Here is a 23,753-nt window from a genome sequence, read left to right on the forward strand (position 1 = left end):
GATCGCGTCCGGTCAGCCCCGGAGGAGCCCAGGGCTGACCGGAGCGCTCCAGCACGGCGCCGCGTGACGACGACCGTCCACAACGGACCAATGGTCGTTCGGTGGCGATCAGCTCATCCTGCGGACTGCTCCTGCTCGGCCTGCGCGATCGTGGCGGTGAGGACCTCCAGCGCGTGGTGCGCTTCGGACTCGGTGAGCGTCATCGGCGGAGCCAGCCGCAGGACGTTGCCGTACAAGCCGCCCTTGCCCACCAGCAGCCCGCGCTGCTTGGTCAGCTCCATCACGCGAGCCGCGGCCTCCGGTGCCGGCTCCTTGGTGCCCGGGACGACGAGTTCGACGCCGATCATCAGGCCCTTGCCGCGCACGTCACCGATCATCGCGCTGTCGTGGGACCGCAGTCCCTGCAGCAGTTGGGAACCCAGCTTGGCGGCGTTGCTCTGCAGGTCGTGCTCGAGCAGGTGGTCGAGCGCGGCGTGCGCACCAGCGGTGGAGATCGGGTTGCCGCCGAAGGTGGAGATCGAGTTCGCTCCGATGTCGTCGATCAGCTCGGCGTCGGCGACCAGCCCACCGATCGCCAACCCGTTGCCCAGGCCCTTGGCGAAGGTCATCGCGTGCGGGGTGACCCCGTGGGCCTGGATGCCCCAGAAGTGCTCGCCGGTGCGACCCCAGCCGGTCTGCACCTCGTCGGAGATCAGCAGGATGCCGTACTCGTCGAGGACTTCGGCGAACGCGCCCAGCAACCCGTCGGGCGGGGTCGCGAACCCGCCGACGCCCTGGATCGGCTCGGCGATCATGCAGGCCACGTCACCGGCGGTGGTCGTCTCGATGACCTCGCGCAGGTCGTCGACGCAGGCGGCGATGTAGTCGGTGTCGGAGAGGTGCGCGAACGGGCTGCGGTAGCGGTAGCCGCCGTGCACGTAGCTGACCTTCACCGGGGAGAGCGAGGTCGCCGACCAGCCGCGGTTGCCGGTCACGGCCAGCGTCGCGAAAGCCCTGCCGTGGTAGGAGTTGCGCAGCGCGAGGACCTGGTTGCTGCGGCGCTTCTGGGTGGCCAGCATCAGCGCGGTCTCGTTGGCCTCGGTCCCGGAGTTGGTGAAGAAGACCTTCGGGTGGCTGAGCCCGGACAGCTCGGCGATGCGCTCGGCCAGCTCCACCTGCTGCCGGATCAGGTACAGGGTCGAGGTGTGCAACACCCCGGTGTCGACCTGGCGGCGGATCGCGTCGCTGATCTCGTCGATGTCGTAGCCGATGGCGTTGGTGAGGATGCCCGCGAAGAAGTCGAGGTAGGTGTTGCCGTCGGCGTCGGTGACGTGGCGTCCCGCGCCGCTGACGATCTCGATCGGCTCCTCGTAGTACAGCGACAGCCAATCCGGCATCACGGCCTTGTGCCGCGCCAACAGCGATTCCGACATGCTTCCTCCTGCTCCTGCGACTCCGTGGCGGTCCGGCCAGTCTCCCGTCTCGGAGGCCGCGCGGCCATGGCTCGGTGCTGTGATCGACGCGGCCGAAGCCGCGCACCGCTACCCCCGATGACCACACGGGCACCAGGTGTAGCCTGTGCCCCGCCGGTCACGCCGCACCAGCACCTCCCCCCAGTAGCTGGCGCCGGCGTGGCCGGCCCTCATCCACCTCTTCCCCCGAAGGGCCCAACGCCGGCGTTCTCCACGGCACCCAGAGGCCCCTTTCGGGTGATCAACCGGGCGTTCCGCCGCATGGTCGCTGGGCCGAACGGGTCAACCCACCTAGCCTCGCGTCACGCGCGCCTCGTGGACGAGTCCCGTCCACGGAGGTGGGAACATGATCAACCAACACCACAACGCCCAGTCCGTCCACGGCCTGCCGGGAGACCCGGTGGACACGAGCCTGCGACCGGGCGGAGCACAACCACCGGGGACGATGCTATGAGCGCAGTGGTCGCGGTCCGGTTCGCCGCAGGCGTGGTCGCCGAGTCCCGCCGCCAGACGCACCTGGCGAGCAGGCCGGAAGGACCGTTCCCGGCCGCCTGGCGCACGTTGTGCGGCCTGCAGATCCCCTCGTACGCGGCTCAGGTGTCCGAACAGCCGACCGGGATGCCGTGCGTGCGCTGCATGTCACGGCTTCCCGCGCCGGCGGAACCGGAGCTGGAGCAGTGATTCAGCGCGCGATCGACAACGACAGCGCGAACTCCCCCGCGTCGTCGAGCCACCAGTGCCGCAGGTCGAAACCGGCCACGGCCAGCTCGTCGGCGATGCGGTTGCGGCGGAACTTGGCCGAGATCTCGGTCCGGATCTCCTCGCCCTCGGCGAAGTCCACCTCCAGCGCCAGCTCGCGCACCCGGACGTGCATCGGGCGCCCGGCGCGCAGCCGCATCTCGATCCACTCCTGATCGGCGTTCCACCGCGCGACGTGCTCGAAGGCGTCCACGTCGAAGTCGGCGCCGAGCCGCTGGTTGAGCACCCGCAGCACGTTGCGGTTGAACTCCGCGGTCACGCCGCGGGCGTCGGCGTAGGCGCGGACCAGCCGGGAGGGCTCCTTAACCAGGTCGGTGCCCAGCAGCAGCCACTCCCCCGGACGCATCGTGCCGTGCAGCGCGGCGAAGAACCCGGCGCGCTCCTCCGGCAGGAGGTTCCCGATGGTCCCGCCCAGGAACGCCACCAGCCGGTCTTCGCCGCCGTCGAGCCGACCGGTGGTGAAGTCGTCGACGACCCCGGAGACCTCCAGCTCCGGGTACTCGGCTTCGATCGCGGCGACCGCGCCGCGCAGCGCCGACTCGGAGACGTCCAGCGGCACGAACCGGCTCAGCGTGCCGTGCTTGCCGAGGGCGTCGAGCAGCAGCCGGGTCTTCTCCGACGATCCCGAGCCCAGTTCGACCAACGTGGCGGCGCCGGTGAGCTCGGCGATGGTCAGCGCGGTGCGCCGAAGGATCTGGTGCTCGGCGCGGGTCTGGTAGTACTCCTCGAGCTCGGTGATCTGCTCGAACAGCTCGCTGCCCGCGGCGTCGTAGAACCACTTGGGCGAGAGCCACTTCGGGTGGTCGGTGAGCCCTTCGCGGACCTCGGCGCGCAGATCGCGGTCGGCGTCGGCCTCGGTGAAGCGCACGGTCAGTTCGGGATGTCGCACGAATCCTCCCCCAGGGAGATGACCTCGGTGTGTTCGGTGTCGGCGACCACCAGGCAGCGGTCGGGGATCTCCACCCACTCGGCCCGGTCGGTGTGGCCGAACGGTTCGGAGGCGACCGTCACCGCGTCCGGTTCCCGGCGCACCCACAGCGAGTGCGTCCAGGTGGTGGCCACGATCCGGTCGCTGTCTCCGAGCAGCAGGTTCAGCCGCGAGTCCGGCGCGGCGGCGTGCACCTCGGCGACCAGCTCCGCCACCGCGGTGGCGGGCGCGGCGCCGTCGGCGAGGCGCTGCCGCAGCAGCGCCCACAGCACGGCTGAGTCGGTGGGCTGGGTGGTGAGCAGCTCCGCCGGGTCCAGCCGGGCGGCGAGCTTGGCCAGCGAGTCCGGCCACCCGCCGACCTTGCCGTTGTGGCTGAACAGCCACCGCCCGTCGGTCAGCGGCGCGCACAGGTCGGGCCCGACGGGCATGCCGACGGTCGCCGAGCGCACGGACGCCACCACCGCCGAGGCCCGAAGGTCCCGGGCCAGGGCCGGGAAGGACGTGTCGGTCCACATCGCCGCACCGTTGCGGTAGACACCGGTGGTGCCGTCGTCGCGGAACCAGCCGGCGCCGAAGCCGTCGGCGTTGACGGTCCCGCCGCCGCGCATGTCGTTCGGGGCCCAGGACTGCTCCAGCAACGAGTGCGCCGGGTCGAGCAGCAGCTCGGCCAGCGACACGGGAGGCCCGAGGCGACCCAGGTGCCGGCACATGGTCAGCTCTCGTCCTGGATCGGCGTGCGGGCGCAGCGGAAGCCCGCGAAGATCTGCCGCCGTATCGGGTAGTCCCAGTTGCGGAACGTGCCGCGGCAGGCCGACCGGTCGGTGCCGAAGGAGCCGCCGCGCAGCACCTTGTGGTCGGGTCCGAAGAACACCTCGGAGTACTCGCGGTACGGGAACGCCGCGAAGCCCGGGTAGGGCAGGAAGTCGCTGGCGGTCCACTCCCAGACGTCACCGATGAGCTGCCGCGCACCGCAGGGCGCTTCGCCCTCCGGGTAGGCCCCGGCCGGGGCGGGTTGCAGGTGCCGTTGCCCCAGGTTGGCGTGCTCGGGCGCCGGGTCCTCGTCGCCCCACGGGTAGCGGCGGGAGCGGCCGGTGGCCGGGTCGTGGCGGGCGGCCTTCTCCCACTCGGCCTCGGTGGGCAGCCGCTTGCCGGCCCAGGCCGCGTAGGCCTCGGCCTCGTAGAAGCTGACGTGCACCACGGGCTCCTCGCCGGGCACCTCCTCGACGTGGCCGAAGCGCCGGCGCAGCCACCGGTCGCCGTCGCGCAGCCAGAACCGGGGTGCCTCGAGCGAGGCCTTCTGCCGGTAGCGCCATCCGGCTTCGCTCCACCACCGCGGCTCGTGGTAGCCGCCGGCGGCGATGAACTGGGCGAACGCGGCGTTGCTGATGGGGGTGGTGTCCAGGTAGAAGGAGTCGACGTGCACCTCGTGCGCCGGGCGCTCGTTGTCGAGCGCCCACGCTTCGGTTGAGGTGCCCATGGTGAACGGTCCCCCCGGCACGAACACCTCGGCGGGCAGCGCTCCGGCTGGCTGCTGCGGCGGGGGTTCCGCGGTGAGAGCGGGCGGGCCGTCGCGCAGCTGGTGGGTGGCGAGCATCGTCTCGTCGTGCTGCTGCTCGTGCTGCACGATCATGCCGAAGGCGAAGGCCTGCTCGACGAGCTTGCGGCCCTCCATCGGCGTCTCGCCGAGCAGGTCGAAGACCTTCTCCCGCACGGTGCCGACGTACTCGCGGGCTTCGCGCGGCCCCAGCAGCGGCAGCGCGGGACGGTCGGCCCGGGGGTGCTGGAAGGCGTCGTAGAGGTCGTCGATGTCGGGCCGGACCGCCTCCCGCCCGCCGACGTCGCGGACCAGCCACAGCTCCTCCTGGCTGCCGACGTGCGCGAGGTCCCACACCAGCGGCGACATCAGCGGCGAGTGCTGCTTGACCAGGTCCTCGTCGTCGACGGCGTCGGTCAGCTGCGCGCTGCGCCGCCGGGTGCGGGAGAGTTCGGCGGCGACGTGCTCGCGCAGGTCCTCGGTTCCCAGTTCTCGAAGGTCTTTCACCGTGCACACCTCCGGTGTCGACGGGGTCAGGTCAGCCGGCGGGCGAGGTGCTCGGCGAGGCGGGCGGACAGCTCGTCCTCCTCCTCGTCGAGCAGCCGGCCGGCCAGGTCGAAGACTTCACGAGCGCAGTGGGCCAGCACCGGGTCCGCGAGCCCGAAGCGCGCGGCGTGCACCCACCGCCCGGCGGCCGGGGCCGCCATCACCGCCACCTTGTCCACGACGGACTCGTCGGCGAAGAGCACGGCCAGCGCCGCGGTGGGCAGCATCCAGTCGGAACCGCACTGCGCGTCCAGGTAGCGCACTTCCAGGTACCCCCGCGCGCGGACGGGCGGGAACACCGTGGTCAGGTGGTAGTCCAGGTCGTCGCGGGTGGGTGGTTCGGGCAGTCCGCCGTGGATCCACTCGGCGAAGCTCAGCCCGCTCGGCGCGGACCAGTCGTCGCCTTCGCGCCGGCGGCACACCACGGACATGTCCAGCATTCGCCGCGCCCAGCCGGTGACCGGGTCGCCGCGGGTCGGACCGGGTCGGGTGCGGGGCGGGTCGGTGTCGAGGAGCACCCGGGTGCGCGTCGAGGCCCAGCCGGTGTCCTGGCCGAAGAGCCGGGGCGAGTTCGCGAACGCGGCGATCATCACCGGCCCCAGCGCGTGCAGGGCGTTCCAGCGGGCGGCGATCCGGTCCGGCTCGCCCGCGTCCAGGCACACCTGCACCCCGGCGGTGCTGCACATCATCAACCGGCCGTCCAGGCCGATCCGGTCGAACGCGGTTTCCATCGCCTGGTAGCGCGGCACGCGCAGGATCCGGTTCGGGCTCCGGAGCGGGTCGAGGCCGCTGTCACCGAGCACCAGCCCGGCCTCGTCGAGGCGGCGCCGCAGGTAGTCGGCGTCGGCGGCGACGATGCCCAGCAGCGAGCTGAGCGAGTCGGCGGGAAGGCTGGAGATCTCGACCTGGCCACCGGGCTCAACGGTGAGCACGGAGCCGTTCGGCAGCGCCTGCTGCGGGCTGTCGGGGGCCAGGGAGGGGGGTGCGTGCGGACCGAGCGCGCGGCACAGGGTCTCGGCGTCGAGTGCGCGCTCGGGATCGGATCCGTGGTGCACGGTCCACTCGAGCTCGACGCCGAGCAGTCGCGGAGGTCCGTGCTTGAAGCAGACCGACGCGACGTAGGCCTCGGCTTCGGCCCGGGTGCGCACTCGTGAGGTCGGGAACTCGTCGGCTGCAGGATCGGTCGATATCGACATGATGATCACCGCCCGTGTGTGGCCGATTACCGACGCTACCGCCCACCCCCGACCACCGCGACCCTTGTTCTGCGCAGGGGCACCTGGTACCGATCGGGCGAAACCGGCGGAACGGCCCCCCGTTCCGGTGTGTTCGAGGTGGAAACCTCAACAAAACGTACGTACGGATTGCAGCGGCGAGGATCGTCCTGCGAGGATCAGACCCATGCCCCGGGTCAGCCAGGACCACTTGGAAGCGCGACGCCGTCAGATCCTCGACGGGTCGCGCTCCTGCTTCGCGCGCTTCGGTTACGAGGGTGCCACCGTCCGGCGCCTGGAAGAAGCCACCGGCCTGTCGCGCGGAGCGATCTTCCACCACTTCAAGGACAAGGAGTCGCTGTTCCTCGCCCTTGCTGAGGACGACGCGGCCCGGATGGCCGACGTCGTCGCCGAGCAGGGCCTGGTGCAGGTGATGCGCAACCTGCTCGACGACCCCACGGGCGCGGAAGCCCGCGCGCTGGGCGCCGACTGGCTGGGCACCCGGCTCGAGGTCTCCCGCCGGCTGCGCACCGACCACGAGTTCCGCGAGCGCTGGGCCCAGCGATCCGAACTGCTCACCGCCGCCACCCGGGCACGTCTGCAGTGGCAGCACCAGTCCGGGAACCTGCGCGACGACGTCGACGTCGACGTGCTCACCGCCTACCTGGAACTGGTGCTGGAAGGCCTGGTCTCGCACCTGGCGATGGGCCTCCCCGCCAAGCACCTGGCCTCGGTGCTCGACGTCGTCGAGGAGAGCGTCCGACGCCACCGGGGGCAGTGATCCGCCGGCCCCCGTACTCTCACGCCACGGTCAGGCCGAGGCGGAGGAGTGCTCGAGGCATGGGCAGCGAGTGGTGGAACCGCTTCCTCGCTTCGGATCCCGCCTTGCGCAGGCTGCGCGCCGCCACGCGGGTCACGCTCGCCGTCGCGCTGACCCTGGCGGTCGCGGTGCCGCTGCTGGCCTGGTGGGGACAGCCACTGCCCAGCGCCCTGATCGGGGCGGTCGTGGCGATCAACGGCTCGCTGGGCGTCAACGACCCGGACCGGCGCGGTCAGGTGATCACCTACGCGCTGCTGCCGCTGCCGGTGCTGGCGGCGCTGGGCCTGTCGATCGCCACCCAGTTCTCGCCGCCGCTGCACAGCGCGGTCTTCCTGGCGGTCATCTTCGTGGCGGTCTACGTGCGGCGCTTCGGGCCGCGCTACTTCCCGCTGGGGATGGTCGCGTTCATGGGCTACTTCTTCGCGATGTTCCTGCGCCCGCCGCCGACCCAGTTCCCCGCGCTGCTGGTCGCGGTGCTGCTGGGCACGCTCGCTGCGGCGGCCATGCGGCTGCTGGTGCTGCGCGACGACCCCGAAGGCGTGCTCGCGCGGGGACGACGCACGCTGCGCGCCCAGGTGCACGGGCTGCTGCAGGCCGTGCGCGCCGTCGCCGACCAGCCGGACTCCGCGGCCCGGCGCCGCACGCTGCACAACCGCTCCGCCCGGTTGAACGAGACCTCGCTGCTGCTGGAGAACACCGTCGACCGGATGGACGCGCTCTCCGAGTCCGGTCGCGCCGTGCTGCGGCAGCGGGTCCTCGACGTCGAGCTGGCCGCGGAGAACCTGGTGACCCGGCTGCTGCGGCTGGTCGACCACCCCAGCGGTGGTGGTGTCGTGCCGCACGCGGTCGGTGCGCTGCTGTCGGTGCTGCAGAGCCGACCGCACCAGCTGCGCGAGGCCACCCGCCGGATGTCCGAGCAGATCGAAGCCCGCGGCTCCGTGGACCTGGCGATGGCCGTGCGGCGCCTGGGCACCGAGCTGGCGGAGCTCGCCGAGGCCACCGGGGAGCTCGGCGAGCACGAGGAGGGCCCGCCCGCGCCCGAGCAGGAGGACGAGGAGACCGGCGAGGAGCAGACCGGGCTGGCGCGTCCCGAGGTGCGCACCGCCATCCAGGTCACGGTCGCGGCCGGGCTGGCGATCGTGCTCGGTCAGCTTGTCGCGCCCAACCGCTGGTACTGGGCGGTGATCACCGCGTTCGTGGTGTTCATCAGCACCAACAGCCGCGGCGAACTGCTCGTGCGCGCCTGGCAGCGCACCGCGGGAACCATCCTCGGCGTGCTGGCCGGGATCGTCGTCGCCGCGCAGGTCAGCGGCGACCTCACCGCCGAGCTGTCGGTGATCATGCTGTGCGTGTTCTTGGCGTTCTACTTCGTCGGCTACTCCTACGCGGCGATGACGTTCTTCATCACCACGCTGCTGGGCGCGCTGTACGGGATGCTCGGGACCTTCGACGTCTCGGTGCTGGAGACGCGGCTGGCCGAGACGGCCGTGGGTGCGCTGGCCGGGGTGCTCGCGGCGGTGTTCGTGCTGCCCACCCGCACCCGCGAGGTGGTCCGCACCAACACCACCGAGTTCCTCACCGCGTTGCGGGACTTCCTGCGCAGCACCGGGACGGAGCTCAGCGAGCACGGAACCGCCTCCGGCCTGCGCGAACCCACCCGCGCGCTGGACGACACGCTGCAGAAGGTGCTCAGCAGCGCCAACCCGCTGACGGCCTACCGGGTCGGGTCCCGGCGCAGCCAGGTGCAGCGGATGGCGGCCCAGCTCAGCGGCTGCGCCTACTACGTCCGCAACCTCTCGGTCGCGCTCGGCGACGCGGCCGAGATGGTCGACGCCGACACCCGGGAGCGGCTGGCCGAGCAGCTGTGGGCGCTGGCCGACGCGGCCGATGCGCTCGCCGGCGAGGGCCAGGTCCGGATCGACGACGCCCTCGCGGCCGCCCAGAGCAGTTCCGACGAGCTGCACGACCTGGCCGAATCGCTCACCGGCGGGCCGACCTCGCTGCACCGCAGCATCCGCTTCCTGGACCGCACAACCCAGGTCCTCGACGAGCTGGCGCGCGAGCTCGGCAAGGACGATCACCTGGCCGGGCGAAGCTGAGACCCCCTTCCGGCGACACGGCAGCTGCTCCCCGGCCCCCACCGCCACCCGCTCAATACGCTGCGAGATCAACTACCTCCACGCGTCTTGAGGAGTCCCCACGTGAAGCGTTCGATCGCGCTCGGCATGGCGGCGGTGGCGGCGCTGGCCCTCGCCCCCGCCGCGGCGAGCACCGCGGCGGCGCGACCGGCCACGCAGTTCGGCCCGTGCCCGGAGGACATCGCCGCGCCGTACCCGCAGCTGCGCTGCGCGACCATCGACGTGCCGCTGGACCACGCCCACCCCGACGGCGAGCAGGTGCAGCTGCTGGTCTCGAAGCTGCCCGCCCGCAACCCGCAGGCTCGCCGCGGCTCCCTGCTGGTCAACCCCGGCGGGCCCGGCGGCCCGGGCGCGGAGTTCGCCGGCACGCTCGGCGGGCGGGTGCCGACGGGCGTGCGCGACTCCTACGACCTCGTCGGCTTCGACACCCGGCACACCGCGCACAGCACCCCGATCCGGTGCGTGGACCCGGCGCAGCACTGGGTGAGCCCGCTGCCCGACCCGGACTCCTCCGCCACCCGCGAGGAGAACTGGCGACGCGCCCAGGCCTACGCCGACGGGTGCGCCCAGCGCGCCGGGAAGTACCTGCCGCACCTGAACACGCCCACCAACGCCCGCGACATGGACCGGGTCCGGGCCGCGCTGGGCGAGCAGAAGATCAGCTTCGTGGGCTACTCCTACGGCACCTACCTGGGAGCGGTCTACGGCCAGTTGTTCCCGGAGCGGGTGGACCGGATGGTGCTCGACAGCTCGGTCAACCCGGACACCTCGGAGATCTGGTACCGCAACAACCTCTCCCAGGACGTGGCCGCGCAGCGGCGCCTCGACCACTTCTTCGGCTGGGTCGCCCGGCACGACCGCACCTTCCACCTCGGCACCGAGCAGCGGGCGGTCGAGGCTGCTTGGCAGCGCACCCAGGCCGAGCTGCAGCGGGCGCCGCGCGGTCCGCTGGGTTCTGCGGAGCTGGTCGAGATCACCTTCAACGCGCTCTACGGCGAGTCCTCCTGGCAGCCGCTGGCGCAGGCGCTGGCGGACTTCCAGCTGCGCGGGAACGACCGCGCGCTGGCGGCCATGATCACGCCGAAGGACGCGCCCGCCGAGAACGGCAACGCCGTCTACACCGCCGTGGAGTGCGCGGACGCCCCGTGGCCGGCCCGGCGCGCGGAGTGGGAGCGCGACTCCCGGCGGATGGCCAGCGAGCACCCGTTCGCCGCGTGGTTCAACAGCTGGTCCGTCGCGCCGTGCCGCACCTGGCAGACCCCCCGCCAGCAGCCCACCAAGATCACCGGTGAGGACCTGCCGCCGGTGCTGATGTTCAACTCCGAGCACGACGTGGCCACGCCGCACGCGGGCGCGGTCGAGATGCACCGCTCGCTGCCGTCGTCGTTGCTGGTCACCGAGCGGGACGCGGGCAAGCACGGCGTGTTCGCCCTGGCCGGCAACGGCGAGGCGGACCGGATCGGTGCCGACTACCTGGTCAGCGGTGGGCTCCCGCCCCAGGACATCGCGATCCCCGGCCACCCGGAACCGGACCCCCTCGCCCCGGCCGCCCGCAGCTACGACCTGCGCTGATCCCCGCTGGAAACGCGGCAGGGCCGGCCCCGAGCGGGGTCGGCCCTGCTGCAAGCCGAGGTCAAAGCACGCCGTGCATGGAGCGCTTGATGCTGCGCGCGGACACCAGCAGCAGCACCGCGCAGGCGATCGTGGCGACGCCGACGATCGCGAAGTACATCTGCTGGTTGTCCACCGAGTACAGCTTGACCACCTGGGCGCCCAGGCCCTGGCCCATCGCCGGAGCCAGGAAGTACAGGCCCATGGTCTGCGAGGCGAAGACCTTCGGCGCGAGCTTGGTGCTCACCGACAGGCCGACCGGCGAGAGCATCAGCTCACCCACGGTCATGATCACGAACACCAGCGCCAGCATGAGCGGCAGGTGCTTGCCGTCGTCACCGGCCACCGACTTCGACAGCACGACCCACAGGAACGACACACCGACGAAGAACAGGCCGCCGACGAACTTCTGCGGGGTGGTTGGCTGCCGGGAGCCGAGCTTCATCCACAGCGTCGCCATCACCGGCGCCAGGATGATGATCGCCAGCGGGTTGACCGACTGGAACCAGGAGGCGGGCACGGCGAACCCGAAGACGTCGAGGTCGGTGTCGGCCTCGGCCAAGTTCGCCAGGGTGTTCGGCTGCTGCTCGAACAGCAGGAAGAACAGCGCGGTGGCCAGGAACAGCGGGATGTAGGCCAGCAGCCGGTCCCGCTCGACCTTGGTGATCTGCTTGCTGGAGAGCATGACCACGAAGTAGATGACCGGCAGCACCGCGGAGATGATGCTGATCAGGTTGACCAGGCCCTCCAGGCCCATCACACCGCTGATCGCCAGCGCGACCAGCACGACGACGAAGCCCAGCGCGATGCCGCCCGCGCGGCCCAGCACGCGGCCCTTGTGCTCGACGGGCAGCGGGTTGACCGGATCGCGGCCCGCGCTGCCCAGGTGCTTCTGGCCGAGGACGTACTGGACCAGGCCCAGCGCCATGCCGACCGCCGCCGCGCCGAAGCCGACGTGCCAGTTGACCTTCTCGCCGAGGGTCCCGACGACGAACGGCGCGATGAAGGCACCGAGGTTGATGCCCATGTAGTAGATCGAGAAGCCGGCGTCGCGGCGGGTGTCCTGCTCGCCGTAGAGGCCGCCGACCAGGCCCGAGACGTTCGGCTTGAGCAGCCCGGTACCGATCACCAGCAGCACCAGGCCCAGCAGGACGGTGGTCATGCCGCCGGGCAGGGCCAGCCCGACGTGGCCCAGCATGATGACCACGCCGCCGTAGAGGACCGCGCGCTGCGCTCCGATGATCCGGTCGGCCAGCCAGCCGCCGAGGACACCGGTCATGTAGACCGAGGCGCCGTAGACCCCCACCACCGACAGGGCGGTGGATTCGGGCAGCCCCAACCCACCTTCGGACACCGCGTAGTAGAGGTAGTACGCCAGGATGGCGCGCATGCCGTAGTAGGAGAACCGCTCCCACATCTCGGTGAAGAACAGCGTCAACAAACCGCGCGGGTGCCCGAAGAAACCCGTCTGCGGCGCGTCCGCAACCGTGGGTGTGCTCACGATCACGTCCTCTCGTGAATTCTCAGCGCGGTGGTGACCGCGACAACTTCCGCGCAGATTACTGCGAGGTAGGCTGGACCAGACCACCGGGGCGAAAAGCAGCCAACGACCGGCCACACCGGACTGGCGCCCGCGTCGCGGCCGGTGGGAAGCATGCCCCCGAGAACCCTCGCGCGCAGGTCTGCGGGGTGCGGGCCACCGGCGAACCGCGCGTGGCGCAGCTGCCGAGGCGTCCGGAACCGCCGGTATACTCGATGCGACTACTTTCACGAGGTCTTTCCGAATTCACGGGAGTGAGCACTTCAGTGCCAGCGGCACAATCCCCTGAGGGAAGCAGTACCGAGCCGGGTAGCAGACCCGGCTTCCTCAGACCCACGGGCGCGAGCACGAGGCGGGCCGAGGGTTGATCGAAATCGTGCTGGCCGTCGTCGGCCTCCTGTTCATAGCGGTGCTCACGCTGGGCACCGGTCTCGCGGTGGCCGCCGAGTTCTCGCTCACCTCGCTGGAACGCTCCACCGTGGACGCGCACGTGCACTCGGTCGGCGACAAGCGCGCCCACGCCGTGCAGCGAGCTCACCGCACGTTGTCCTTCCAGCTCTCCGGCGCGCAGGTCGCGATCACGCTGACCACGCTGATCACCGGTTACGTGGCCGAACCGCTCATCGGTGACCTGATCCAGCCGGTGATCTCCGCCCTCGGCGTGCCGCAGGGCCCGGCCGAGGGCCTGTCGCTGGCGCTGGCGATCCTGCTGGCGACCGCGCTGTCGATGGTCTTCGGCGAGATGGTGCCGAAGAACCTCGCCATCGCCCGCCCGCTGCCGACGGCGCGCGTGGTCTCGGGCTACCACGCTCGGTTCTCCCGGGTGTTCAAGTGGCTCATCGACGCCATGAACAACAGCGCGAACTGGGTGGTGCGCAGGTTGGGCGTGGAGCCGCAGGAGGAGCTGCGCTCGGCGCGCTCCCCTGACGAGCTCGGCTCGATCGTGCGCTCCAGCGCAGCCCACGGCACGCTCGACGAGGCCACCGCGCGGCTGATGGACCGCTCGCTGCGCTTCGGCGACCGCACCGCCGAGGAGCTGATGACCCCGCGCGTGCGGGTCGCCTCCCTCCAGGTCGGCGAGACCGTCGTGGACCTGCTGGACCTGGCCCGGCGCACCGGTTTCTCGCGCTTCCCCGTGCACGGCGGCGACCTCGACGACGTCCAGGGCGTGGTGCACGTCAAGCAGGCCTTCGGCGTCCCGGCCGCGCAGCGCGAGACCACGCGCGTGGAGGCGCTGACCCGGCCGGTGCCGACGGTGCCGGCCACGCTGGACGGTGACGCGCTGCTCAACCGGCTGCGCGGGTCGGGCCTGCAGCTGGCGGTCGTCGTCGACGAGTACGGCGGCACCGCGGGCATCGTGAGCCTGGAGGACGTGGTCGAGGAGATCATCGGCGACGTCCGCGACGAGCACGACCGGCTGGAGATCTCCGCCGTGCGCAGGCTCGGCGAGGACACCTGGCTGATCTCCGGCCTGCTGCGCCCCGACGAGCTCGCCGAAGCCACCGGTTTCGTGATGCCCGAGGGCGACTACGAGACCGTCGCTGGCCTGCTGCTGTGGCGGCTGGGCCGCATCCCGACCGTGGGTGACCGGCTGGACGTGGAGGGCTGGCGGCTGACCGTCATGCGCATGGACAAGCACCGCATCGCCGAACTGCGGCTGGCCAAGCAGCCCGCGCACGCCGACGCGATGGAGGTCCGCCGATGAGCGACCCCCTCGCGCTGCTGCTCGCCGTGCTCCTGCTGGTGCTCAACGCGCTGTTCGTGGGCGCGGAGTTCTCGCTGCTGTCCTCCCGGCGCGACCGGCTCGAAGCGCTGCTCACCCAAGGCGTGGGCCGCGCGCGCACGGTGATCAAGGCGAGCCAGGAGGGCTCGTTGATGCTCACCAGCGCCCAGCTGGGCATCACGCTGTGCTCGCTGGGACTGGGCCGCATCGGCGAACCCGCCGTCGCGCACGCCCTGGAAGGCCCGTTCTCCGCGGTGGGCATCCCGGAGGCGGTCACGCACGCGGTGGCGTTCACGATCGCCCTGGCGGTCGTGGTCGTGCTGCACGTGCTGGTCGGCGAGATGGTGCCGAAGAACCTGGCGCTGGCCGAGCCGGAGCGCATGGCGCTGTGGCTGGTCCCCGCGCTGGTCGGGTTCGTGCAGCTGGCCCGGCCTTTCATCGCGTTGTTCAACATGATGGCCAACGGGGTGCTCAAGCTGCTGCGGGTCGAGCCGAAGGACGAGCTGGAGACCGCCTACACCTCGGCGGAGCTGGCCGAGCTGCTCGTGGAATCCCGCCGGGAGGGCCTGCTGGAGCACTCCGAGCACCGCAGGCTCGCCCAGACGCTGTCCTCGGTGGAGCACACCGTCGCCGACGTGCTGGTGCCGCTGCCGGAGGTCACCACGCTGCCGGGGCGGCCGACACTGGGGGACGTGGAGCGGGTCGTGGCAGACACGGGCTTCTCCCGCTTCCCGGTCCGCGGCGACGACGGCCGGCTGCTCGGCTACCTGCACGTCAAGGACATCCTGGACCAGGCCGGTGAGGACCCGCAGACGCCGATCGCCGACGCCCGGCGGCGCGACCTGCCGACGGTGCCGGTCACCGCCCGGCTCGACGAGGCCATGACCTCGCTGCGCCGGGCCGGCAGCCACCTCGCCGCCGCCGTGGACTCCGCCGGCAACGCCGTCGGCGTGGTGGCGCTGGAGGACCTCGTCGAGGAGTACGTGGGCACCGTCCGCGACGGCACCCACGTCCACTGACCGGGCGAGGCGCGGGTGACCGCGCCTCGCCCAGATGGCGCAACTTCGCGAGGAACTGGACGGCCGTGCTCCCCACCGAACGGCCGTGGAATCCCGTTTTCCCAGTTCGCAGCGGGGATGCCCCCGACGCGGACGGAGATCCTCACTCGGTAGTGTCCTTGCGTGCGAGATGATCAGCTCTCGCCGTCCCACGCGGACACCTCTCCTCCCGGCCGCGTGATCGGCGGCAGGTACCGGCTGGACCGCACCATCGGCAAGGGCGGGATGGGCTACGTCTGGTCCGGCACGGACGAGGTCCTGGAACGGCCGGTGGCGGTCAAGGAACTCCACCTGCCCGCGGACATCCCCGAGGAGGAAGCGGCCGACCTCCGGGAGCGGGCCCTGCGCGAAGCGCGGGCCATGGCCACCCTCAGCCACCCCAACACCGTGATGCTCTACGACGTGGCACGCGAGGGCAGCAGCCCGTACGTGGTCATGGAACTGGTGTCGGGTCAGAGCCTGTCGGCGATCTTGAAGAAGCACCGCGCGCTCAACCACTACCAGCTGGCCGTCATGATCGACGGGGTCGCCGCAGCGCTGGAGGCCGCCCACCAGGTCGGCATCGTCCACCGCGACGTCAAGCCCGGCAACGTGCTGCTCGGCCCACGCGGGCAGGTCAAGCTCGCGGACTTCGGGCTCTCCCGCAACATCGCCGAGACCACCATGACCCGCTCCGAGGTGCTGCTGGGCACGCCCGCCTACCTGCCGCCGGAGATCGCCCGCCGGGGCGCGCTGGACGCCTACGCCGACCTGTGGAGCCTCGGCGCCACGCTCTACTCGGCCGCGGAGGGCCGCCCGCCGTACGACAAGGCCAACGACCCGCTGATCACCATCAGCGCGATCGTGCACGGTCCGCTCCCGCGCCACCACCAGACCGGCCCGATCGGCGAGGTCCTCGGCGGGTTGCTGGTCAAGCAGCCGGAGCGCCGGATGCCGCTGGTCGAGGTGCGGCGCAGGCTGCACGAGATCGTCCGCCACGCCGGTGAGGAGCCGTTCGAACCCCTGCTGGACCCCAACGCCCCCGCGGCCACCGAGCGGATCCGCACCGCTCCCCCACCCCCGGCGGTGGTCCCGCACCAGCCCACGCGGCAGGCCGACCGGCGCCAGTCCATCCCGCGCGTGACGCCGCCACCACCGTCGCACCCGCGGCCGGTGGCCGCGCCGTCCCGGGCGCAGCCGGTGATCCCGCAGCAGCAGATGCGGGCCGCGCAACCGGGGATGCCCGCGCAGTCCGGTGCCTGGCAACCACCGGCGCCCGCCAGGCGCGGCCCCGGGCGCACCACGATCCTCGCGGGGGCGTTCACGCTCGTGCTGGTGGCCGGCGCGGCCACCTTCGGGTTCCTGGCCGGAGGCGACGACACCGACCCCGAAGGCCCCTCGACGACCGAGCGGCGCACCGCGTTCGGCACCGCCTACCAGCCGCTGCAGGCGGAGCAGGCAGGCTCGGTGGGACGCTCGATCAAGGGCGGCAACCAGGCGGGCATCCGCTTCGCCGGCCCGCTGGTGACCGGGGACGTGCTGCGCTTCGACGCGGTCGACTTCGGCACCGAAGGCGCCCGCGAGGTCTCCGCGCAGCTGCGCACCTCTGTTCCGGAGTCGGTCCAGGCCAAGGTCACCGTTCGACTGGGCAGCCCGTCCGGCGAGGCCGTCGGGCAGATCAGGGTAGCGGCGCTGCGCGGCAACACGGCGTGGAAGGAGGTTCCGGTGAAGCTCACCCGGCAAGTCACCGGCACCCACGCTGTCTACCTGGTCGTCAGCGCAGCGACGGGTGTGGAGGCGCTGCAGCTCGATTGGGTCGAGTTCCACCGCTGAACCCCGGCCCGCTACCCTGACCAGCGATGTTGGTGCTGAGCGAGCAGGAGTGGCGGGAGCGCCGCACCGCCCACCGCGAACGGGTGGCCCGGTGGACCGAGCCGCACCGCCGGCGTCAGCACCAGCAGCGCAAGCACCCGGTGCTGGACTTCTTGTTCACCTACTACTCCTTCCGCCCGGCACGCTTGGAGCGCTGGCAGCCCGGCGTCGGCGTGGCGCTGGAGGACGGTCGGGAGTTCTTGTCCCGCAAGGGTTTCGTCGAGACGCCCGAGGGCGTGGCGCTGGACCCCGCGGCGCTGACCGACAAGCGGCGCGACTCGGCGGAGTTCATCCTCGGCCTGCTCAGCGCGACCGCCTCCCGCTCGGCGCGGCTGGGCTGCTTCGGGCTGCACGAGTGGGCGATGGTCTACCGGACCGAGCCCGGCGACGTGCGGCACAGCGGGTGGCCGCTGCGGCTCGGGCACGACGGCACCGACGAGGTCGTGGAGTCGATGCCGATCAGCTGCACGCACCACGACGCGTTCCGCTTCTTCACCCCGCAGGCCCGCCCGCTCAACGCCCACCAGCCGACGCGGGCCGACCAGGTCCGGTGGGAGCAGCCGGGTTGTCTGCACGCGAACATGGACCTGTTCAAGTGGGCCTACAAGCTCGATCCGTTCGTGCCGGGTGAGCTGATCGCCGACTGCTTCGAGCTGGCGGTGCGAGTGCGCGAGCTGGACATGTGCGCCAGCCCCTACGACCTCAGCGAGCTCGGTTACGAGCCGGTGCCGATCGAGACGCCGCACGGCCGCGCCGAGTACGTGCGCCGCCAGCGCGAGTTCGCCGAGGAGGCAGCGGGCCTCCGTTCCCGGCTCATCGAGACCTGCCGCGACATCCTCAACTTGGGCGCGAAGCAGGCTGCCTGACGGCTCGCCCAGCTAGCTTTCTGCTGCGAGGGGTTCGCGGCTACCGGCGGGCACGACATCCCCCTCGGGGGGCGCCCGAAGTCGTCTGAGCTGCCGTGCCATCGCGACCGCCGCGGTTCCCGCCCCGAGCACCTGGGCCGCGACCGCCGCGATGACGGGGTCGCCTGGCGGCACCAGCACCGCTGCCAGGACCACCGCACCCGCCGCCCAGGACATCGCGACCGTTCGGCACCGGCCTTGCGCTACCAGGGCCGCGTTCAGCACCTGCGCTGCCATCAGCAGCGTGGTGCCGCCGACCAGGCACAGCAGGATCACGAGCGGCAGGGCATCTCGTGTTCCGAAGAGCTCCCGCGAGGCCCATGCGCCGAACCCGAAGAGGCCCACCAAGCCGATCGTCGCGATCAGGAGCGCTACCGCGAGGCCGCCCCGCAGCGTCCGCCGGAACCGGCAGTGCTCCGCACGCGCCACAGCACCGGTCAACGCCGTGAGCAAGAGCACCTGCACCGGCGAGAAGACGAACAGCGGGATCCTCGCCAGCAGCAGCCCCGCGGCGAACGCCGCGGCCAGTGCAGCATCCTGCGCTCGAGTGGTCACGACGACGACCGGCACGTTGGCCATCACGTACGTCAACAACGTCGTCACCACCAACGACGGCAACCCTCCGGTGGCGTCCGGCTTCGCCGTGCCGGGGTGGACGGCAGGCCCGCGCACTTCCGGCTCCGCGAGCGCCGGCTGCACGGGCGCACGCCCCTCTCGCGCACGCCACCTCCACGCGCACAACGCGCCCACGAGCGCGCTGCACCCCGTCCCGGCTGCGAAAACGGCCGAGTACCAGCCCACTGGAATCGGACCGGCGATCAAGGCGGAACCCACGAGCACCAGCCGTCCGAGTCCCTCCGCACCCAACGTGGCCGCGTAGCCGCGAACATCCCGCAGACCGGCGAGCACACCGCGCACCAGGGACATCATCGCGGTCAGCCCAGCGGTGACCGCGGCAACGACCGCGAGCCCGCCGTGCCCGGCGAACGCGTCACCGATGAGGAAGGGGGCGCACACCGCCAGTGCGAGCAGTACCAGGCCGAGCATCCCCACCACGCGGGCCGCCGTCCAGGTGAGGACCGGGAGCACCCGACCGCCGCACTCGACGACGAACACGGTGCGACGGCTCACCTCGTGCTCCACGGCGAGGAAGACACCCGGGCCGACGATGTTCGCGATCGTGTACAGCGTGGCCACCGCCGCGGCCTCCGCAGGGGCGAAGAGCTGGCCGGCGACCGCGACGAACGCGTACCCGGCCACCCCGACCAGAACGGTTCCCGCAGCGAGCGTCACAGCGTTCCCGGACCGACCACCTGCGTTCACGGCCCTGAACGCTACGCCTGCGGAACGACCCGCGCAGCCCACAGGAGTCCACAAGAGACAGAGAGTCCTGCGAACCGCATCGCACCCACTTCCCTTGTGGAATGCGAAGTTCCGCTCCCCCTCCGGCAGCACCGTGGACCCGCTCGAAGCGACAACGTGACAGCTTCACCCCCTCGGAATCCCACCACCACGGGAAAGTCACGTCTTCGAGTGGTGTGCTCGCTCCCCGTTTGCAGCTCCTGCGCCACGCGCCCAACGCTCTTAGCGCGGTGCGGCGGCGGGCGGACGCGTCACCGAAGAAGCGAACTCAACTTCGTCATTCAGGAGGCGTTCTGTGCGCGCACTGGTAACCGGCGGGGCCGGCTTCATCGGCTCACACCTAGTGGACCAGCTCGTCGGCCACGGACATCGGGTCTGCGTGGTCGACGACTTCAGCCGGGGAAGCCCGGACAACCTGATCGCCTCGCTCGACACCGGACGGGTCGCTCTGCACCGTGTCGACGTCTGCTCGCCCGAACTCGTCGCCCTCACGCACCACCACCGCCCGGAGGTCGTGTTCCACCTCGCCGCGCAGATCGACGTGCGCGCCAGCGTTGATGATCCGCTGACAGATGCTCGTGCCAACGTCCTGGGCGCAGTCAACGTTGCTGAGGCGGTCAGGCTTTCGGGGGCTCGCAAGGTCGTCTACGCCACGTCCGGAGGCTCGATCTACGGGCACGCCGACGTGGTGCCCACCGACGAATCCGCGCCTGCGCGGCCTTTCTCGCCGTACGCGGCGTCGAAGCTCGCGGGTGAGATCTACTTCAACTCCTACTCACGACTGCACGGCCTCGATTGCACCCACCTGGCGATGTCCAACGTGTACGGGCCCCGTCAGCTCTCCCGAGGAGAGGCAGGCGTGGTCTCCGTGTTCGCGACCGCGATGCTGGACCGCGCGCGAACCGTGATCTACGGAGACGGCTGCAACACCCGCGACTACGTGCACGTCGACGACGTCGTCGCCGCGTTCCTCGCCGCCGCCGGCGAACCCGGCTCCGGTCAGCGCTACAACGTCAGCACCGGCGTGCCGACCTCCGACCGTGAACTGCACACCATCGTCGCCGCGGCGGCCGGCGCTCCCGACACCCCGACGTTCATGCCCGCGCGGAAGGGCGATGTGCGCCGCTCGGTGTTGGACCGCACCCGCATCGGCACAGAGCTCGGTTGGAAGCCCCAGATCGACCTCGTCACCGGGGTCGGAGACCTCGTGAGGCACTTGCGGTCGCGGAGGAGCGCGCCAGTCGCCTGAAAACGCCTCTCCGGGCCTCTTAGCACACCGCAGGTTCACGGGTTGCGCTCGCGCTCCTCGTCGAGCGCGACTGCGCGCGCCAGCCGCGACAACCGCACCCGCAGCTCCTTGAAACGCAGGTAGGTGTTCAGGGAGAAGAAGGCGAACGCCGTCACCAGGCCGTAGAGCAGCAGGTCCGATCCTCTCCCCACGCCCACCGACGCCGCCAACGCCGTCAGCGCCTCCGGGCGCAGCACTGCGAAGACGCCGAAGCCCAAGAACATCACGAACCCGATCCGCACCGCGGCCGAAACGTAGGTCGTGCCGTGGTGCCGCAGGAAGAACACCAGCAGCGCCGCCACCGCTGCTACCAGGATCACCTGAATCATCATCGCAAGCTCCCCGATTTGGTGCGCACCACCGCGTCGAACGCGATGTTGACCGCGTTGAGCAGGGACTGTCCTTTCGCCATCGAGTAGGCGGTGTACCGAATGGTCACCGGGACCTCCCCGACCCGCCAGCCGCGGCGCCGGATCAAGCTGATGATCTCCGACGCGTGCCCCATGCCGTCGCTGGTGATCTCCATCGTCTCGGCGACCGTCCGGTTGAACGCTCGCAATCCGTTGTGCGTGTCGGAGAGCCGCAACTGTCGGAGGCTCGGACTGCACCGCACCACTGTGCGCAGGACCGCACGTTTGAGCAGGGGGACCGACACCGAACCACTGCCGAACCGAGTGCCGATGACCATGTCGTGGTCACCCCTCGCCAACTCGTCGAGGAGTGAGACCGCGTCTTCCACCTGGTGCTGGCCGTCGGCGTCGAAGGTCAGGAACCAGCGAGCGCCCGGGCGTTCTCGTGCGAACTCGATTCCCGTCTGCAACGCGGCGCCCTGGCCGAGGTTCACCGGATGGTGGACCACGACAGCGCCAGCGCGACGCGCGAGCGCGGCCGAACCGTCGGTGCTGCCGTCGTCGATGCACACGACGTTCGGGAACGTTCGTCTGAGCTCGGCAACCACCTCGTGGATGATCGTCGCCTCCTCGTACATCGGGATGATCACCCACACGTCGTCCCGTGCAGTCACCACGTTCCCCCTCCCCTGTCTGGCTCGACGGCCGACGTGACCGGTTCGAGCTGGTCGAAGCAGGCCGCCAACGCGAACAAGGCGAGTTCGCCATGCCTGTGGACGAGCCGGAACCCGCTGTTGTCCGTGGGCTCGCGCACCCCTGGGTAGTCGTGAACCCTCGAATCCGTGGGCCAGAAGTTCTTCTCACCCACGATCAGGTACCGCACGTTGAGCTTCTTCGCGATCCTGCACACGTGCGGGTCGGACGCGGCGCGGACGAGGTTGCGCGCCAGGTAGTCCTGCTCAGGTGTTCTGGTCCGACCATCCAGCTGTCCGAAGAGGACACGGCGTCCCTGCAACGGCCACAGCAGCGCGCTGCCGTCCCACGGGTTGTTCGCGACGACGGCACCGGGTTCGACGCGGTCGCGGACCTGCTCGAAGAACTCCAGTTCCTCCGGACTCACCAGGTTGGTCCCCGGTACGTTCTCCACGGCGAAGGTGCTGTGCACCGCCAGCGCGTTGCGGCCCTGGTGCATGCCCTTCGTCGCTCCCGCGATCACCAGCGCGATCAGCAACGTCATCGCGCCGGCCGGCACCGCGATCCGGACGCCGCTCCTCCTACCGACCCAGTCGGCGATCGCGACCGTGCCCAGGGCCGCCAGCGGCACGCCGGTGATCGGCAGCATGGCCGCCAGCCGCCAGGAGTCGCTGTACCAGAAGCCGGTCACCACCATCGTCCACGGTGATTGCACCGACGCGGCCATCACGAACAGCGCCGCGGAAACCGCGTGGACCGCGGGGATCCAGCGCAGCGCCGGGTCACGGAGCGACCGCACGAGGCCGACGACAGTCACCGCCGCGAGCAACCACTCCGCACGCCGTCCGTGCGTGGCGTGCAGCAGCACCTCGCCCACGGCTGCGGCCGACGTGGATTCCGGCGGCCACCAGGTGGCCGCGACCTCGTGCATCACGGGCGTCAGACGCAACGCAGCCAGGAGCAGCACCGGCAACCCCACGGCTCCCGCCACCGACCACCTGAAGCCGGGAAGACGGGCGTCAGCGGTCGCACGGAAGCGGCGCACGCTCACCAGCAGAGCCACGACCAAGGCCATGACCAAGAAGCTCACCACCGCGTTCGGGTGCGCCAGGCCCATTCCGACCAGGACGACGACCAGGAGCACGAGCGCGCGAGGCCGTCCCACCACGTCGTCGACGGCCTGCCCCAGCACCGTCAACACCAGGCCCAAAGCGGTGGGCACGAGGCTCAGCCCCAACAGGTTCGGCCACAGCACGCCCCACTGCAGCAACCCCCAGGGGAACGCGGCGAACCCCACCGAGTAGAGCCCGGTCACGATCAACACCGCTGGTCGTGGGCCGAAGACCTGGCGCGCCAAGAAGATGCACGCCAAGGGCCACACCAGCACGGCGATCAGCCCGGAGACCGCGTTGGCCGCGGCGGGGATCGACCCGTCTCCTCCCGAGGCGAGCACCAACGCGGTGACGTCGTGCCACGCGGCCGGGTACCACCGAGGCGAGACTCCTGGTACGTCCAAGGCACGCAGCGACAGCGATGAGGCCTCGCCCGTGTCCCGGATCGCCGCGAGCGCCGTGTAGTGGAACACGGCATCGAAGCTCTGCGACAACGCGTCCGGCGACCGCAACGCGCGCACCAGCACGATTCCGCCGAGCACGCCCCCGACCAGCGCACCTCCCGCTGCGCACGCGCGCACCACCCCTCGGTCGTGCCGGGGAGGTCGGAGGAACAGCCCGTTCACCGCCATTGCGAGAGCAGTTGCAAACGCGACAGCGCACAAGGCGGCGGTCGGCGTCCACCGCACCTGCAGGGGTTCAGCGGCGAGCGCAGCCAGCGCCAGCGTCGTCACAGCCAGAGCCGGAGCCATCGCCCACGCCGCGCATCCCCGCAGTCGCACCGCCGCTGCCACCGGCAACCCGGCCAGCAACAACCACACCAGTGCAGCCACCCACACCGGGCTCGCGTGCGCCCAGACGCCGATCATC

The 23,753-nt window shown here is 71.1% G+C and carries 19 protein-coding genes; 9 read left to right on the plus strand and 10 right to left on the minus strand.

Annotated features, from left to right (window positions below; translation table 11 throughout):
- Positions 1-113: 113 nt before the first annotated feature.
- Entirely contained in the window at positions 114-1,412 is a 1,299-nt protein-coding gene (locus tag EIL87_RS05210) for an aspartate aminotransferase family protein (protein WP_125089017.1), read from the minus strand.
- Between the two features lie 489 nt (positions 1,413-1,901).
- Here EIL87_RS05210 and EIL87_RS05215 point away from each other — a divergent pair, with 489 nt between their 5' ends.
- The gene (locus tag EIL87_RS05215) at positions 1,902-2,132 is read left to right on the plus strand and encodes a hypothetical protein (protein WP_125089018.1); all 231 of its coding nucleotides are present in this window, start codon (positions 1,902-1,904) and stop codon (positions 2,130-2,132) included.
- Position 2,133: 1 nt separating this feature from the next.
- On the opposite strand, the gene egtD is transcribed toward EIL87_RS05215, so the two are convergent.
- The 4 genes from egtD to egtA are packed head-to-tail and all read right to left on the minus strand — an operon-like array spanning position 2,134 to position 6,414.
- Positions 2,134-3,099, minus strand: coding sequence for an L-histidine N(alpha)-methyltransferase (egtD, locus tag EIL87_RS05220; protein ID WP_125089019.1), 966 nt, complete (start codon positions 3,097-3,099; stop codon positions 2,134-2,136).
- Entirely contained in the window at positions 3,081-3,848 is a 768-nt protein-coding gene (gene egtC / locus EIL87_RS05225) for an ergothioneine biosynthesis protein EgtC (RefSeq protein ID WP_125089020.1), read from the minus strand. The genes egtD and egtC overlap by 19 nt, the downstream gene beginning before the upstream one ends.
- A 2-nt stretch (positions 3,849-3,850) precedes the next feature.
- Complete coding sequence (gene egtB, locus EIL87_RS05230) at positions 3,851-5,179, minus strand: ergothioneine biosynthesis protein EgtB (protein ID WP_233576036.1); 1,329 nt, start codon at positions 5,177-5,179, stop codon at positions 3,851-3,853.
- A 26-nt stretch (positions 5,180-5,205) separates the two neighbouring features.
- Positions 5,206-6,414, minus strand: a complete 1,209-nt coding sequence (gene egtA / locus EIL87_RS05235; RefSeq protein ID WP_125089022.1) for an ergothioneine biosynthesis glutamate--cysteine ligase EgtA — start codon at positions 6,412-6,414, stop codon at positions 5,206-5,208.
- 205 nt (positions 6,415-6,619) lie between these two features.
- Between egtA and EIL87_RS05240 the strand changes: the two genes are divergently transcribed.
- The 3 genes from EIL87_RS05240 (at position 6,620) to EIL87_RS05250 (ending at position 10,962) form a co-directional block, all read left to right on the plus strand.
- Entirely contained in the window at positions 6,620-7,213 is a 594-nt protein-coding gene (locus EIL87_RS05240) for a TetR/AcrR family transcriptional regulator (protein ID WP_125089023.1), read from the plus strand.
- A gap of 59 nt (positions 7,214-7,272) precedes the next feature.
- Positions 7,273-9,351: an FUSC family protein gene (locus EIL87_RS05245; RefSeq protein ID WP_125089024.1), complete on the plus strand. Its 2,079-nt coding sequence runs from the start codon at positions 7,273-7,275 to the stop codon at positions 9,349-9,351.
- A gap of 102 nt (positions 9,352-9,453) precedes the next feature.
- Entirely contained in the window at positions 9,454-10,962 is a 1,509-nt protein-coding gene (locus EIL87_RS05250) for an alpha/beta hydrolase (protein WP_125089025.1), read from the plus strand.
- Between the two features lie 61 nt (positions 10,963-11,023).
- Here the strand turns inward: EIL87_RS05250 and EIL87_RS05255 are convergent, their stop codons facing one another.
- The gene (locus tag EIL87_RS05255; RefSeq protein WP_325049405.1) at positions 11,024-12,502 is read right to left on the minus strand and encodes a peptide MFS transporter; all 1,479 of its coding nucleotides are present in this window, start codon (positions 12,500-12,502) and stop codon (positions 11,024-11,026) included.
- Between the two features lie 406 nt (positions 12,503-12,908).
- Here EIL87_RS05255 and EIL87_RS05260 point away from each other — a divergent pair, with 406 nt between their 5' ends.
- The 4 genes from EIL87_RS05260 to EIL87_RS05275 all read left to right on the plus strand — a co-directional run bounded on the left by EIL87_RS05260 (position 12,909) and on the right by EIL87_RS05275 (position 18,039).
- Complete coding sequence (locus tag EIL87_RS05260) at positions 12,909-14,246, plus strand: hemolysin family protein (RefSeq protein ID WP_125089075.1); 1,338 nt, start codon at positions 12,909-12,911, stop codon at positions 14,244-14,246.
- Positions 14,243-15,283, plus strand: coding sequence for a hemolysin family protein (locus tag EIL87_RS05265; RefSeq protein WP_125089026.1), 1,041 nt, complete (start codon positions 14,243-14,245; stop codon positions 15,281-15,283). Before EIL87_RS05260 ends, EIL87_RS05265 begins: the two co-directional genes overlap by 4 nt.
- A gap of 162 nt (positions 15,284-15,445) precedes the next feature.
- Complete coding sequence (locus tag EIL87_RS05270) at positions 15,446-17,134, plus strand: protein kinase domain-containing protein (RefSeq protein ID WP_233576037.1); 1,689 nt, start codon at positions 15,446-15,448, stop codon at positions 17,132-17,134.
- A gap of 26 nt (positions 17,135-17,160) precedes the next feature.
- Positions 17,161-18,039, plus strand: a complete 879-nt coding sequence (locus tag EIL87_RS05275) for a 3-methyladenine DNA glycosylase (RefSeq protein ID WP_125089027.1) — start codon at positions 17,161-17,163, stop codon at positions 18,037-18,039.
- A gap of 12 nt (positions 18,040-18,051) precedes the next feature.
- Here the strand turns inward: EIL87_RS05275 and EIL87_RS05280 are convergent, their stop codons facing one another.
- The gene (locus EIL87_RS05280; protein WP_125089028.1) at positions 18,052-19,371 is read right to left on the minus strand and encodes a hypothetical protein; all 1,320 of its coding nucleotides are present in this window, start codon (positions 19,369-19,371) and stop codon (positions 18,052-18,054) included.
- Positions 19,372-19,735: 364 nt separating this feature from the next.
- Here EIL87_RS05280 and EIL87_RS05285 point away from each other — a divergent pair, with 364 nt between their 5' ends.
- Positions 19,736-20,689: an NAD-dependent epimerase/dehydratase family protein gene (locus EIL87_RS05285; RefSeq protein ID WP_125089029.1), complete on the plus strand. Its 954-nt coding sequence runs from the start codon at positions 19,736-19,738 to the stop codon at positions 20,687-20,689.
- Between the two features lie 35 nt (positions 20,690-20,724).
- On the opposite strand, the gene EIL87_RS05290 is transcribed toward EIL87_RS05285, so the two are convergent.
- Genes EIL87_RS05290 through EIL87_RS05300 form a run of 3 tightly spaced genes read right to left on the minus strand, consistent with a single transcriptional unit; the run spans position 20,725 to position 23,752 of the window.
- Positions 20,725-21,060 carry a DUF2304 domain-containing protein gene (locus EIL87_RS05290; RefSeq protein WP_125089030.1) on the minus strand — a complete coding sequence of 112 codons (336 nt, stop codon included), beginning with the start codon at positions 21,058-21,060 and terminating at the stop codon, positions 20,725-20,727.
- Positions 21,057-21,755 carry a glycosyltransferase family 2 protein gene (locus EIL87_RS05295; protein WP_233576038.1) on the minus strand — a complete coding sequence of 233 codons (699 nt, stop codon included), beginning with the start codon at positions 21,753-21,755 and terminating at the stop codon, positions 21,057-21,059. The genes EIL87_RS05290 and EIL87_RS05295 overlap by 4 nt, the downstream gene beginning before the upstream one ends.
- Positions 21,749-23,752 (minus strand): DUF6541 family protein, encoded by a 2,004-nt coding sequence (locus tag EIL87_RS05300; protein WP_125089031.1) that lies wholly within the window; start codon positions 23,750-23,752, stop codon positions 21,749-21,751. The genes EIL87_RS05295 and EIL87_RS05300 overlap by 7 nt, the downstream gene beginning before the upstream one ends.
- Position 23,753: the final 1 nt, after the last annotated feature.

Source organism: Saccharopolyspora rhizosphaerae (genome assembly GCF_003931915.1).
Taxonomy (GTDB): domain Bacteria; phylum Actinomycetota; class Actinomycetes; order Mycobacteriales; family Pseudonocardiaceae; genus Saccharopolyspora; species Saccharopolyspora rhizosphaerae.